Here is a 13,673-nt window from a genome sequence, read left to right on the forward strand (position 1 = left end):
CCGGAACCGCTATGTCACACACACTTGCACACCATCCCGTGAAAAAACGGGATGCGATATTCTTTTGGGTTCTGCTGGGCTGGCTGGCGTTTGCCCTGCTGCCGAGCTGGAGCCTGGATTACGGCCTGCTGGAGTCCACGGGCGATGAAATCCTTGAATCCTACGGCTGGTCACAGCGCAATATCAGTTGGCTGTGGTATCTGCTGCCGAGCCTGCTGCTAATTCGCCCGTTCCATGAAGCCAGGCGCGAACAGCGTAGCCGCCATTACCTTGATGCGGGCTGGGCGCTGTTGTGTATGGCCTTTATCGTCATCAGCGCCACCGTTGAAGGCCGTGGTTTAGGCTACGCCACTATCGTGCTGTTCGTCGCGCTGGGCGCGATCATGACGCTGGCGTTGACCCGTCTGGAATGGCTGGGCGGCGACCGCTTCGTGATCGGCTCACTTACCGCCATTGTGGCGCTGATCGGCATCTTTATCGTCTGGCCGAGTATCGCGATTTTCATCCCGATGTTCACCAACGACGCCGGGGAGTTCGCGCCGCTGGCGTTTATGACGGTGCTGTCGCAGGCGCATATCATCCAGGTGATCCTCAACTCCATCGCCCTGTCGATTGCGGTGGGCGTGGGCTGTACCTTCTTCGGCCTGGTGCTGGCGATTTACACCACCCGCATTGCCAAACGCAGCGCCATTATTGGCCGCATCTTCTCGATTTTGCCAATCGTCACGCCGCCGTTCGTCGTGGGTTTAGGCGTTACGCTGATGATGGGACGCTCCGGCTACGTCACCGAATTTATGGTCGAGTGGTTCGGGCTGACCAACACCAACTGGCTGTACGGGTTTACCGGCATCTGGCTGGCGCAGGTGCTGGCCTTTACCCCGATGGCGTTTATGATCCTCGACGGGGCGATCAAAACTATCCATCCATCGCTGGAAGAAGCGTCATATACCCTGCGCGCCAGCCGCTGGCAGACCTTTAACGGTGTGTTTGTCCCGCTGCTGAAACCGGCGCTGGCGAACGCCTTCCTGATCGTGGTGGTGCAGTCGCTGGCCGACTTCAGTAACCCGTTAGTGCTCGGCGGTAACTTCGACGTGCTGGCGACGCAGATCTATTTCTATATCACCGGTTCGCAGCTTGATTATCAGGCCGCCAGTACGCTGGGCGCGTTCCTGCTGCTGTTCTCGCTGCTGGTGTTCTGTGTGCAGTATATGTGGATCGGTAAGCGCTCTTACGTCACGGTCTCCGGGAAATCGTACCGTGGCGACGTCCAGCCGCTGCCTGTCACCCTGGTGTGGAGCGTCATCGCCATTCTGGCCGTGTGGATAGCCTTCAACGCCCTGCTCTACGGCAGCATTTTCTACGGTAGCTTCACCGTCAACTGGGGCGTGGATTACACCCTGACGCTGGCGAACTTTATCAAGCTGTTCGGCCAGGGAATGAGCGACGGCGCGTGGCCTTCCCTGCTTGATACGTTGCTCTACGCCGGAATTGCCGCGCCGATCACCGCCATCTTCGGTCTGCTGATCGCCTGGATTGTGGTACGCCAGCAGTTCAAAGGCAAAAAGACTATCGAGTTCACCACCATGCTGTGCTTCGCCGTACCGGGCACCGTGGCGGGCGTGTCGTACATCCTCGCCTTTAACAGCGCCCCGGTGTACCTCACCGGAACGGCGGCGATTGTGATTATTTCGATGGTGATGCGTAACGTGCCGGTTGGGATTCGCGCCGGGATCGCCGGATTAGGCCAGATCGATAAATCGCTGGATGAAGCGTCGCTCAGCCTGCGCGCCGGGAGCTTGCGCACCATCACGCACATCCTGCTGCCGCTGCTGCGCCCGGCGATCCTCTCAGCGCTGATCTACAGCTTTGTGCGCGCCATTACCACCGTCAGCGCCATTGTATTCCTCGTCACGCCAGACACCCGCGTGGCGACGGCCTACATCCTCAACCGCGTGGAAGACGGCGAATACGGCGTGGCGATCGCCTACGGCTCAATTCTGATCGTGGTGATGCTGGCGATTATTTTCATCTTTGACTGGCTGATCGGGGAAGCGCGTATCTCCCGTTCAAAAGCCAAAAACCAGGCGTAATGGAGCGCACTATGAGTCAGAAAAATTTTGTTGAACTGCGCAACGTCACCAAACGATTCGGCAGCAACACGGTTATCGATAATATCAATCTCACTATCCCGCAGGGGCAAATGGTGACGCTGCTCGGCCCTTCCGGCTGCGGCAAAACGACCATTTTGCGTCTGGTGGCCGGGCTGGAAAAACCGAGCGAAGGACAGATTTTCATTGATGGCGAAGACGTCACCCATCGCTCTATTCAGCAGCGTGATATCTGTATGGTCTTTCAGTCTTATGCCCTGTTCCCGCACATGTCGCTGGGGGAAAACGTCGGCTACGGTCTGAAGATGCTTGGCGTGTCGCGCAGCGAAGTGAAAGCCCGTGTGCAAGAGGCGCTGGCGATGGTGGATCTGGAAGGATTCGAAGACCGCTATGTTGATCAGATCTCCGGCGGTCAGCAGCAGCGCGTGGCGCTGGCGCGCGCGCTGATCCTCAAGCCGAAGGTGCTGCTGTTTGATGAGCCGTTAAGTAACCTCGACGCCAACTTGCGTCGCAGCATGCGCGACAAGATCCGCGAACTGCAAAAGCAGTTTGATATCACCTCGCTGTACGTCACCCACGATCAGAGCGAAGCCTTTGCGGTTTCCGATACCGTACTGGTGATGAACAAGGGGCATATTATGCAGATCGGTTCGCCGCAGGATCTCTACCGTCAACCTGCGTCACGCTTTATGGCGAGTTTTATGGGCGATGCCAACCTGTTCCCGGCGACGTTCAGTCAGGAGTATGTGGATATCTACGGCTACCGGCTGCCGCGCCCGGCGCACTTTGCCGCCCAGGGTTCCGGCACCGTTGGCGTACGCCCGGAAGCGATTACCTTGAGCGATCGCGGCGAAGAGAGCCAGCGCTGTGTGATTCAGCATGTCGCCTATATGGGGCCGCAGTATGAGGTGACGGTGGCGTGGCACGGACAGGAGATTTTATTGCAGGTTAACGCTACCCGATTGCAGCCGGACGTGGGGGAAAATTATTACCTCGAAATCCACCCGTACGGGATGTTTGTTTTAGCAGACGCAGTGTAATTGATGCCGGGTGGCGCTACGCTTACCCGGCCTACGGTTCGCGCACGTTGTAGGCCGGGTAAGGATCAGCCGCCACCCGGCGCACACTCAACGTTGCGCGTTCAATTCAGCAATATCCTTCGGCGTCGTCCGGCAACAGCCGCCAATCAGCTTCGCACCCGCCGCCAGCCACTGCGGTAAATACTCTGCCAGCGTGGCGCACGCTTCGCCGTGATGATGCCAGGTTTTGCTTACCGCATCGTACCGCTCGCCCGAATTGGGATAAACCACCAGCGGCAGCGCGGTCAGCCCGTGCAAATGCTGCAATGCGGCGGTGACGTTTTCCAGCGCGATACAGTTTACGCCAGTCGCCACAACCTGCGGGCAGGCGTTGAGGAACGCCGCCACGTCACGCAGCGGCGTACCGTCGCTCAGATGCTCACTGTCGCGCAGCGTAAACGAGAACCATGCCCGCGCCCGTGGATATTCGGTTAACAACTCAGCCAGCGCTTTAATCTCAATAAAATTCGGCAGCGTTTCGCAGGCCAGAAGGTCAACGCCCGCATCCAGCAGCGCTTCCACACGCGGGCGATGAAAAGCCTGGAACGTTTCGGGAGTACATACGTAATCCCCGCGATATTCCGCACCGTCGGCCAGATACGCGCCATATGGCCCGACGGAACCCGCCACCAGCAGCGTGCCCGCCTGCGGGTTCTCAGCCAGATACGCTTCCCGCGCTTTGCGCGCCAGTTCCACGCTCTTGCCGATCAGCGCTTTCGACTGCGCTTCATCAAACCCACGCGCGGCAAGTCCTGCGGGCGTTGCCTGGTAGCTGGCGGTAATCGCGCATTGCGCCCCCGCCCGGTAGTAATCAAGGTGGACTTCGCGGATCAGCGCCGGGTTTTCTACCAGCACCTTCGCTGACCACAGGCTATCGGCTAAATCACAGCCGCGCGCTTCCAGTTCCGTCGCCATCGCCCCGTCCAGCAACAGGAAATCCTGTTTATCGAGGATGGCGCTCAACGGATTATGTTGCGACATAGTCTGGCTCCTGTTTCTGCTTATGAAATCGGCAATGAAACAAGCACCATAACACAGCGCGCCGGGCGGTAATCGGGAGCGCTACGCAATTATTAAAGACCCGTCAGCCTTGTACCAGCCGCAAACGCGCGCGCCGGGCGCTCAGCACCGGGTGAGGAGTAACAATGAGATAAAGAAAGGGTCGCCAGCTCATAATGCCTCCGCTGCCAGAATCTCTTACAACTCTGGCAACAAGGCGGCGCACCGGCGCTCAGACAGAAGTGGGAACATACCGTCCCCACTCATACGACGGAATGAGGACAACGTCAGGAGCCGGGGTCGATATCAGCCGACAAACTGACGTCAGACCGGCAGAATGGCGAAAAACCTTCAGGGTGTGGCATCATAACGCGCAGATAACAACAAATTCAGGGTGATGAATGTGAAACCGGTAACGCTCTATGATGTTGCAGACCGTGCAGGCGTCTCTTATCAGACCGTCTCTCGCGTGGTGAATCAGGCCAGCCACGTTTCCGCCAAAACCCGTGAAAAAGTCGAAGCCGCGATGGCGGAGCTGAATTACATTCCCAATCGCGTCGCGCAGCAGCTGGCGGGTAAACAAACCCCGCTCATCGGCGTCGCCACCGCTAACCTCGCGCTGCACGCGCCGTCGCAAATTGTCGCGGCGATTAAATCCCGCGCCGACAGGTCAGGCGCCAGCGTGGTGATCGCGATGGTAGAGCGCAACGGAGTAGACGCCTGCAAAGCGGCGGTACATAACCTGCTGGCGCAGCGGGTAAGCGGGTTGATCATCAACTACCCGCTTGATGAGAACGATGCCATTGCCGTTGCCGCCGTCTGCGGCAACGTGCCGGTACTGTTTCTCGACGTGTCCGATCGGTTCCCCGTTAACAGCATTATCTTTTCCCATGACGACGGCGCGCGTCTGGGCGTTGAGCATCTGGTAGAACACGGGCACCAGCGCATCGCGCTGTTGACAGGGCCGCGCTCGTCCGTCTCTGCACGGCTAAGACTGGCGGGCTGGCATAAATATCTGACCCACTATCAGCTGCGACCGGTGGCAGAAACGGAAGGCGACTGGAGCGCGATGTCCGGTTTCCAGCAAACCATGCAGATGCTCAATGACGGAACGATGCCCACCGCAATACTGGTGGCTAACGATCAGATGGCGCTGGGCGCCATGCGGGCGATCGCTGAGTTTGGCCTGCGCATCCCGCAGGATATCTCGGTGATAGGCTACGATGACACCGAAGACAGCGCCTGCTACATCCCACCGCTGACCACCATCAGACAGAATTTCCCCCTGCTTGGCGCAACCAGCGTCGACAAACTGCTGCAACTCTCCCGTGGCGAACCCGCCACCGGTAACCAGCAACTCCCCGTTTCATTGGTTCAGCGTAAAACCGTGCAGCCCCCCAATGCTCAGGCCACTTCTCCGCAGGCGTTGGCCGACTCCCTGATCCAACTGGCTCGGCAGGTTTCGCTGTTAGCGCCGAAAATGTGAACGTATAACAATTGTGTGAGTCAGTTCACTCATTGAACCTCCTGTCCTTTACAGCAGGAATCCCTTCTTCGTATTTTGACTGAAATTGTGAGCGAATAACAAACCCAATCAGGATACCGCTATGCCCCAGAATGCAGATTCACTCGCCGTCGTTCTGAAATGTCGCGACTGGGAAAACCCTGGCGTAACGCAACTTAATCGCCTGGAGGCGCACCCTCCTTTTTGTAGCTGGCGTAATGCCGATGACGCCCGCGTGAACCGTGACTCCGCACAAAAGCGCAGCCTGAACGGTGAATGGACGTTTGCCTGGTTTTCAGCGCCTGAAGCAGTACCAGAGAGCTGGCGGACAAGCGATCTGCAACAGGCGGATAGCGTGCGCGTGCCGTCTAACTGGCAAATGGACGGTTACGACGCCCCCATTTATACCAACGTCACCTATCCCATTCCGGTTAACCCGCCGTTCGTTCCGGCAGATAACCCAACCGGATGTTACTCGCTCACATTCAGTATTGACGCAGACTGGCTACAGGCAGGCCAGACGCGGATCATTTTTGATGGCGTGAACTCCGCCTTCCATTTGTGGTGCAACAGTCGCTGGGTCGGATACGGTCAGGACAGCCGTCTGCCGTCTGAATTCGATCTCACGCATTTTTTGCTTAAGGGTGAAAACCGCCTCGCGGTAATGGTGCTGCGCTGGAGTGACGGCAGCTATCTGGAAGATCAGGATATGTGGCGGATGAGCGGCATCTTTCGCGACGTCTCGCTGCTGCATAAACCGGCAACGCAAATCCGTGACCTGCGCATCAACACCCGCTTCAACGATGATTTCAGCCGCGCAGTGCTGGAAGCGGAGGTCAGAACAACGGGGGAACGACGCGATGATTTACGCGTGACGGTACAGCTGTGGGATAGCGAAACATTCGTCGGAGAAAAAACCGCTCCGCTCGGCAGCGAGATCATTGATGAGCGCGGCGCTTACCCTGATCGCACAACCCTTCGTCTGAATGTCGAACACCCGGCGCTGTGGAGCGCGGAGACCCCGCATCTGTATCGTGCCGTTGTACAGCTACACGCCGCCGATGGCACGCTGATTGAAGCCGAAGCCTGCGACGTCGGTTTCCGTCAGGTCAGCATTGAAAACGGTCTGCTGCTGTTAAACGGTAAGCCGCTGCTGATCCGCGGCGCCAACCGCCATGAACATCACCCGGAAAACGGCCAGGTGATGGACAAAGAGACCATGATTAAAGACATTCTGCTGATGAAGCAGAACAATTTTAACGCCGTGCGCTGCTCCCATTATCCGAATCACCCGCTGTGGTACACCCTGTGCGATCGCTACGGCCTGTACGTGGTGGATGAGGCCAATATCGAAACCCACGGCATGGTGCCGATGAATCGCCTGAGCGACGATCCGGTCTGGCTGCCCGCCATGAGCCAGCGCGTGACGCGGATGGTACAGCGCGACCGCAACCATCCGAGCATTATTATCTGGTCACTGGGCAACGAGTCCGGGCACGGCGCCAACCACGACGCGCTGTACCGCTGGATTAAGTCGGAAGATCCCTCCCGCCCCGTGCAGTATGAAGGCGGCGGCGCGAATACGGCGGCAACCGACATCATTTGCCCGATGTACGCCCGCGTCGATCAGGATCAGCCCTTCCCCGCCGTACCGAAATGGTCGATCAAAAAATGGCTGTCGATGCCGGGCGAGCAGCGCCCGCTGATCCTGTGTGAATACGCCCACGCGATGGGCAACAGCCTCGGCGGTTACGCGAAATACTGGCAGGCGTTTCGCCAGTATCCGCGCCTGCAAGGCGGTTTTGTCTGGGACTGGGTGGATCAGTCGCTTATCAAATATGACGACGACGGTCGGCCGTGGTCAGCCTACGGCGGCGACTTTGGCGACGCGCCTAACGACCGTCAGTTCTGTATGAACGGCCTGGTGTTCGCCGACCGAACACCGCATCCGTCACTGTATGAAGCCAAACACGCGCAGCAGTTTTTCCAGTTTGCGCTGCTGCCGGGAGCCGAATGCCAGATTGAAGTGACCAGCGAATACCTGTTCCGCCATAGCGATAACGAAGTGCTCCACTGGTCACTGGCGCTGGATGGCAACCCGCTGACCGCAGGCGTTGTGACGCTGGATATCCCGCCGCAGGGACGCCAGATCATCGCGCTGCCAGCGCTCCCGGAAGCGGAAACCGCAGGCCAGCTGTGGCTGACGGTACGCGTTGAACAACCGCAGGCAACCGCGTGGTCGCAAGCCGGACATATCAGCGCCTGGCAACAGTGGAAACTCGGCGAAAAACTCGCTACACAGTGGCCGCAGCACGCTGGCAACGCGCCACAGCTCACCAGCAGCGGGACGGCATTCCGTATTGTCGCAGGCGAGAAACGCTGGGAGTTCAGCCGCCAGCAGGGCGTATTAACGCAGTTCTGGATTGGCGAAGAGGCACAGTTGCTGACTCCGCTTGTCGATCAGTTCACCCGCGCGCCGCTGGACAACGACATCGGCGTGAGCGAGGCAACCCGTATCGACCCTAACGCCTGGGTTGAACGCTGGAAGGCCGCCGGCCATTACCAGGCTAAAGCGGTATTACTGCAATGCGATGCCGACACGCTTGCCAGCGCGGTACTGATTACCACCGCCCACGCCTGGCAGTATCAGGGCGAGACGCTGTTCATCAGCCGGAAAACCTACCGTATCGACGGCAACGGTGAAATGCAGATAACGGTAGATGTTGATGTCGCCAGCGGGACACCGCATCCGGCGCGCATCGGACTGAGCTGCCAGCTTGCGCAGGTGGCGGAGCGGGTCAACTGGCTGGGGTTAGGCCCGCACGAGAACTACCCGGATCGTCTCTCTGCCGCCTGTTTTGAGCGCTGGGATCTGCCGCTGGAAGAGATGTACACCCCGTATGTTTTCCCGAGCGAAAACGGCCTGCGCTGCGGAACGCGTGAATTGCTCTATGGTGCGCATCAGTGGCGCGGCGATTTTCAGTTCAACATCAGCCGCTACGGCCAGAAACAGCTGATGGAAACCAGCCACCGCCATCTGCTCCAGCCGGAAGCGGGCACCTGGCTCAATATTGACGGTTTCCATATGGGCGTAGGCGGCGATGACTCCTGGAGCCCCTCCGTTTCAGCGGAATATCAGCTCAGCGCCGGGCGCTACCACTACCAGATAAGCTGGCGGTAAAAGGGAAATTGCCGGATGGCGGTGCAAGCACCGTATCCGGCCTGCGATACATTTTCTTCCTGGCCCGATAAGCGATAACGCCATCGGGCACCTCGGTTACTCCTCAATCACCTGACGGATTTGTTGCAACGAAGCGGGATCGTCAAGCGTGGACAAATCGCCCGGATCGCGGCCTTCGCAAATCGCCTGGATCGTACGACGCAGCATTTTGCCAGAGCGTGTTTTCGGCAACTGTGAAACAAACCAGACGTGCGCCGGGCGGCCAAAATTACCGATCTGACTGTCCACCAGCGACATAATCGCCTTCTCTTCCGTTTGCGCCACGTCCCTGTCCTCCAGCGTGTCGCTCTGTTTCGGGATCACAAACGCTACCGCCACCTGTCCCTTCAGCGTATCTTTCACCCCCACCACCGCCACTTCCGCCACGTTCGGGTAACTGGAAATGCTTTCCTCGATCTCGCGCGTGCCCAGACGGTGCCCGGCGACGTTGATCACATCATCGGTGCGCCCGAGGATGAAATAATAGCCGTCCGCGTCGCGAATCCCCCAGTCGAAAGTGGCGTACACCTGACGTGAGAACAGCGACCAGTAGGTATTCACAAAACGCGCATCGTCCCCCCAGATAGTCTGAACGCAGCCAGGCGGCAGCGGCCCCTCAATGACCAGCATCCCCTTCTCGTTCACCTCGCAAGGTTCGCCAGTGACCTCGTTGAGCAACTGCACGTTATAGCCGTACATCGGTACGCCGGGGCTGCCCAGCCGTGAAGGCCGGTCGTCCAGCGCGCGGGCGATCGCCATAATCGGCCAGCCGGACTCGGTCTGCCAGTAGTTGTCGATAACCGGCACATCCAGCGTCTCCGTCACCCAGGCGGCCGTCGGCTCATCCAGCGGCTCACCAGCCAGATAGAGCACCTCCAGCGAGGAGAGATCGTGATTGCGGATCTGCGCCGTCGGGAACTTTTTCAACACGCGGATGGCGGTTGGCGCAGAGAACATCCGGCTGACGCGGTATTTCTCTACGATCTTCCACCAGACGCCGCAGTCCGGGTACGTCGGCAATCCTTCATAAACGATGGTTGCCATTCCTGCCAGCAACGGCGCGTAGACAATATAGGAGTGCCCCACAACCCAACCGATATCCGACGCGCAAAAGAACACGCCGCCCGCTTTGCCGCCGAAGATAGTGTCCATCGAGGTTGCCAGCGCCACCGCATAGCCGCCGACGTCGCGCTGTACGCCTTTCGGTTTTCCGGTCGTGCCGGAGGTATAGAGAATGCAGGAGATCTCATTGGATTCCAGCCAGGCCACCGGCACCCGCGCCCCGAGATGCTGCTGACGCAGCGACGCAAAATCGAGATCGCGCGCCGGTACTCGCGCCATTTTCGCCAGCCCGCGATCCACCAGCAAAACGTGGCGCGGCTGATGCTGCGCCTGCGCGATGGCATCATCCAGCAGCTTTTTATACGGCAGAGTCTTACCGCCGCGCGCCCCGGCGTCTGCCGAGACAATCAGCACCGGCTTAGCGTCGTCGATTCGCGCCGCTACGCTGTGCGAGGCAAAACCGCCGAACACCACCGAATGAATCGCGCCAATCCGCGCGCAGGCCAGCAGCGTAATGTGCGCCTCGGCAATCATCGGCATGTAAACCAGCACCCGGTCGCCACGCTGCACGCCCAGCGACAACAGCATCGACGCCACCACGTTCACTTCGTCATACAACTGGCTGAAGGTAAACGTGCGCTCCTCTTCCGTTTCAGAAGAGACGGCAATCAGCGCCAGCGCATCCGGCTGCTTATCCAGCCAGCGGTCGATAGCGTTATGGCACAAATTAGTGGTTCCGCCGCAAAACCAGCGGGCAAACGGCGGATCGCTGTAATCCAGCGTTTGGGTAAACGGCTGCTGCCAGTCGATACGTCGGGCCTGCTCGGCCCAGAACGACGCCGGCTGCGTAATGGAATGCTGATAAAACTCGCTAAAAGACATGAAGCTCTCCTGTTGAACTTACTGCCTGCTGGCTCAGATGACAAATAAGTCGAGGTATTCATTGACCGGCATCTGCTCCAGGCGAGTTCTGTCCAGGGAGACATCCAGAATGCGCTGCTGCTGACGAGTCGGGAACTGACGCGCCAGGTTGATTTTGAATTTATCGATAAGCTTCGGAATGCCGTCGGTACGGCGGCGAGCGTGGCCAATCGGGTACTCCACGACCACCTCGGCAAACTGTGAACCATCGGTAAATTCAAGGGTGATAGCGTTGGCGATGGCGCGTTTTTCCGGGTCGTGGTAGTCGGCGGTAAACGCCGGGTCTTCAAAGCAGGTTATCTTCTCGCGCAGGGCGTCAATGCGTTTGTCCTGCGCTACGCCGTCCTCATAATCCGCCGCCGTTAAGCGCCCGAACAGTAGCGGGATCGCCACCATGTACTGAATGCAGTGGTCGCGGTCGGCCGGGTTATTCAACGGCCCTTTTTTGTCGATGATGCGAATGCAGGCTTCATGGGTGCGAATCGTCACTTTCTCAATATCCGCCGCCGTTTTGCCCGCCGCCTGCATCTGTTCAAAGAGGGTCATGGCGGCTTCAACCGCCGTCTGCGAGTGGAACTCCGCCGGGAAGGAGATTTTGAACAGCACGTTTTCCATGACGTAAGAACCATACGGACGCTGGAAGCGGAACGGCTCGCCGTTGAAAGAGACGTCATAAAAGCCCCAGGTTTTCGCCGTCAGCGCCGACGGATAGCCCATCTCACCGGTTTTTGCCATCAGCGCCAGACGCACCGCGCGGGAGGTGGCATCGCCCGCCGCCCAGGACTTACGTGTTCCGGTGTTTGGCGCATGGCGATAGGTACGCAGCGACTGACCATCCACCCACGCCAGCGACACCGCGTTGAGGATCTCATCACGCGTCAGCCCCAGCATTTCGGCGACAACTGCTGTCGAAGCCACTTTGACCAGCAGTACGTGATCCAGGCCGACGCGGTTGAAGGAATTTTCCAGCGCGATGCAGCCCTGAATCTCATGGGCTTTGATCATCCCGGCCAGCACCTGCTTCATGGTCAGCGGCGCTTTGCCTGCGGCAACCGCATTACGCGACAGCCAGTCCGCGGTTGCCAGAATCCCGCCGAGGTTATCAGAGGGGTGGCCCCACTCTGCCGCCAGCCAGGTATCGTTGAAGTCGAGCCAGCGGATCATCGCGCCGATATTAAACGCCGCCTGCACCGGATCGAGCTGAAACTGGGTGCCCGGTACGCGTACGCCGTTCGGCACGACGGTGCCCGGAACGATCGGCCCCAGCAGTTTTTTACAGGCCGGATATTCCAGCGCTTCCAGACCGCAGCCCAGCGTGTCGAGCAAGCAGTAGTGGGCGGTGTCCCAGGCCACTTTAGAGGTGATGTCGTAGTTCATGACGTAATCGACGATATCAACGATTTCACGGTCAAATTCCGGGCAAATGTTCATTATTTGTGCGGACATAGGGTACATTTCCTGCGTTTTATCGTTAGAGAAATAAAATTATTGGCGCTGATCCAGCGGAATAAATTCGCGATCGTCCGGGCCGGTATAATTGGCGGAAGGTCGGATAATTTTGTTGTCCTGACGCTGTTCGATGATGTGCGCCGCCCAGCCGGTGACGCGGGCGATCACAAACAGCGGGGTGAACATTTCGGTGGGGACGCCCATCATGTTGTAGGAGACCGCCGAGAACCAGTCGAGGTTGGGGAACATCTTTTTCGATTCCCACATCACGTTTTCCAGACGGTCGGCGATGTTGTACATCTTCAGCGAACCACCGGCCTCCGAAAGCTGTTTCGCCACGCGTTTGATCACCTGATGGCGCGGATCGGCAATGGTGTAGACCGGATGGCCGAAACCAATGATCACCTCTTTATTTTCAATGCGTTTACGGATATCCGCCTCGGCTTCCTCCGGCGTTTCGTAACGCTGCTGAATTTCCAGCGATACCTCATTCGCCCCGCCGTGCTTCGGGCCGCGCAGCGCGCCAATCGCGCCGATGATGGCAGAGTAGACATCAGAGCCCGTCCCTGCAATCACCCGGCTGGTGAAAGTGGACGCGTTGAATTCATGCTCGGCATACAGCACCAGCGAGATGTGCATCGCCTTTTCCCAGCTTTGCGACGGCTTCTCGCCGTGCAGCAGATGCAGGAAATGGCTACCGACGGAGTCGTCGTCAGTTTCCGGCTGAATACGTTCGCCGTTATGGCTGTAGTGATACCAGTAGAGCAGGATGGAACTGAGCGAGGCCAGCAGTTTGTCGGCGATATCGCGCGCGCCGGAAACGGTATGCCCCTCTTTTTCCGGCAGCGTACAGCCGAGCGCCGACACGCCGGTGCGCATGACGTCCATCGGGTGCGACGCCGCAGGCAATGCTTCCAGCACGGTGCGTACATTGGCCGGTAATCCACGCAATGCTTTCAGCTTATTTTTATAGGCATGGAGTTCATCGCTATTGGGCAATTTGCCGTGAATTAACAGATGCGCGACTTCTTCAAATTCACAATGCTCCGCGAGATCGAGAATATCGTATCCGCGATAGTGTAAGTCGTTGCCGCTTTTTCCCACGGTACACAACGCGGTATTTCCGGCCGGAACGCCCGATAATGCAACAGATTTCTTGGGCTTAATGACATGGGTGTTGTTTTGCAGGATCGTCGTATCGCTCATGTTGTCCTCGTCATTGTTATATGTAGGGTATTGAGGGTGTACGTTTCGTCGCCGTAGGCCTGATAAGCCGTAGGCCTGATAAGGCGCAGCCGCCATCAGGCATTGCCGGATGGCACTTCGTTTAT

At 58.4% G+C, this 13,673-nt stretch carries 8 protein-coding genes; 4 read left to right on the plus strand and 4 right to left on the minus strand.

What is annotated here, in order from left to right; all coding sequences use genetic code 11:
- Positions 1-11: 11 nt before the first annotated feature.
- Entirely contained in the window at positions 12-2,090 is a 2,079-nt protein-coding gene (locus CKO_RS11995) for an ABC transporter permease (RefSeq protein ID WP_012133639.1), read from the plus strand.
- Positions 2,091-2,101: 11 nt separating this feature from the next.
- The gene (fbpC, locus tag CKO_RS12000; RefSeq protein ID WP_024130614.1) at positions 2,102-3,148 is read left to right on the plus strand and encodes a ferric ABC transporter ATP-binding protein; all 1,047 of its coding nucleotides are present in this window, start codon (positions 2,102-2,104) and stop codon (positions 3,146-3,148) included.
- 87 nt (positions 3,149-3,235) lie between these two features.
- Here the strand turns inward: fbpC and mmuM are convergent, their stop codons facing one another.
- Positions 3,236-4,168: a homocysteine S-methyltransferase gene (gene mmuM, locus CKO_RS12005; protein WP_012133641.1), complete on the minus strand. Its 933-nt coding sequence runs from the start codon at positions 4,166-4,168 to the stop codon at positions 3,236-3,238.
- Between the two features lie 421 nt (positions 4,169-4,589).
- Here mmuM and CKO_RS12010 point away from each other — a divergent pair, with 421 nt between their 5' ends.
- Together CKO_RS12010 and CKO_RS12015 are read left to right on the plus strand one after the other, a co-directional pair.
- Complete coding sequence (locus CKO_RS12010) at positions 4,590-5,672, plus strand: LacI family DNA-binding transcriptional regulator (protein WP_024130615.1); 1,083 nt, start codon at positions 4,590-4,592, stop codon at positions 5,670-5,672.
- Between the two features lie 121 nt (positions 5,673-5,793).
- Positions 5,794-8,871, plus strand: a complete 3,078-nt coding sequence (locus CKO_RS12015) for a beta-galactosidase (RefSeq protein WP_012133644.1) — start codon at positions 5,794-5,796, stop codon at positions 8,869-8,871.
- A 96-nt stretch (positions 8,872-8,967) separates the two neighbouring features.
- Here the strand turns inward: CKO_RS12015 and prpE are convergent, their stop codons facing one another.
- Genes prpE through prpC form a run of 3 tightly spaced genes read right to left on the minus strand, consistent with a single transcriptional unit; the run spans position 8,968 to position 13,548 of the window.
- Positions 8,968-10,854, minus strand: coding sequence for a propionate--CoA ligase (gene prpE, locus CKO_RS12020; protein WP_012133646.1), 1,887 nt, complete (start codon positions 10,852-10,854; stop codon positions 8,968-8,970).
- Positions 10,855-10,887: 33 nt separating this feature from the next.
- Entirely contained in the window at positions 10,888-12,339 is a 1,452-nt protein-coding gene (locus tag CKO_RS12025; protein WP_024130616.1) for a bifunctional 2-methylcitrate dehydratase/aconitate hydratase, read from the minus strand.
- A 39-nt stretch (positions 12,340-12,378) separates the two neighbouring features.
- Positions 12,379-13,548 (minus strand): bifunctional 2-methylcitrate synthase/citrate synthase, encoded by a 1,170-nt coding sequence (gene prpC / locus CKO_RS12030; protein ID WP_024130617.1) that lies wholly within the window; start codon positions 13,546-13,548, stop codon positions 12,379-12,381.
- Positions 13,549-13,673 lie beyond the last annotated feature (125 nt).

The sequence above is a fragment of the Citrobacter koseri ATCC BAA-895 genome, from assembly GCF_000018045.1.
Classification (GTDB): domain Bacteria; phylum Pseudomonadota; class Gammaproteobacteria; order Enterobacterales; family Enterobacteriaceae; genus Citrobacter_B; species Citrobacter_B koseri.

What these genes read in the sequence shown, in the direction of transcription:
- CKO_RS11995 (WP_012133639.1), top strand. Translation starts at nt 12, where the DNA reads ATGTCACACACACTTGCACACCATCCCGTGAAAAAACGGGATGCGATA.
- fbpC (WP_024130614.1), top strand. Translation starts at nt 2,102, where the DNA reads ATGAGTCAGAAAAATTTTGTTGAACTGCGCAACGTCACCAAACGATTC.
- mmuM (WP_012133641.1), bottom strand. Translation starts at nt 4,168, where the DNA reads ATGTCGCAACATAATCCGTTGAGCGCCATCCTCGATAAACAGGATTTC.
- CKO_RS12015 (WP_012133644.1), top strand. Translation starts at nt 5,794, where the DNA reads ATGCCCCAGAATGCAGATTCACTCGCCGTCGTTCTGAAATGTCGCGAC.
- prpE (WP_012133646.1), bottom strand. Translation starts at nt 10,854, where the DNA reads ATGTCTTTTAGCGAGTTTTATCAGCATTCCATTACGCAGCCGGCGTCG.
- CKO_RS12025 (WP_024130616.1), bottom strand. Translation starts at nt 12,339, where the DNA reads ATGTCCGCACAAATAATGAACATTTGCCCGGAATTTGACCGTGAAATC.
- prpC (WP_024130617.1), bottom strand. Translation starts at nt 13,548, where the DNA reads ATGAGCGATACGACGATCCTGCAAAACAACACCCATGTCATTAAGCCC.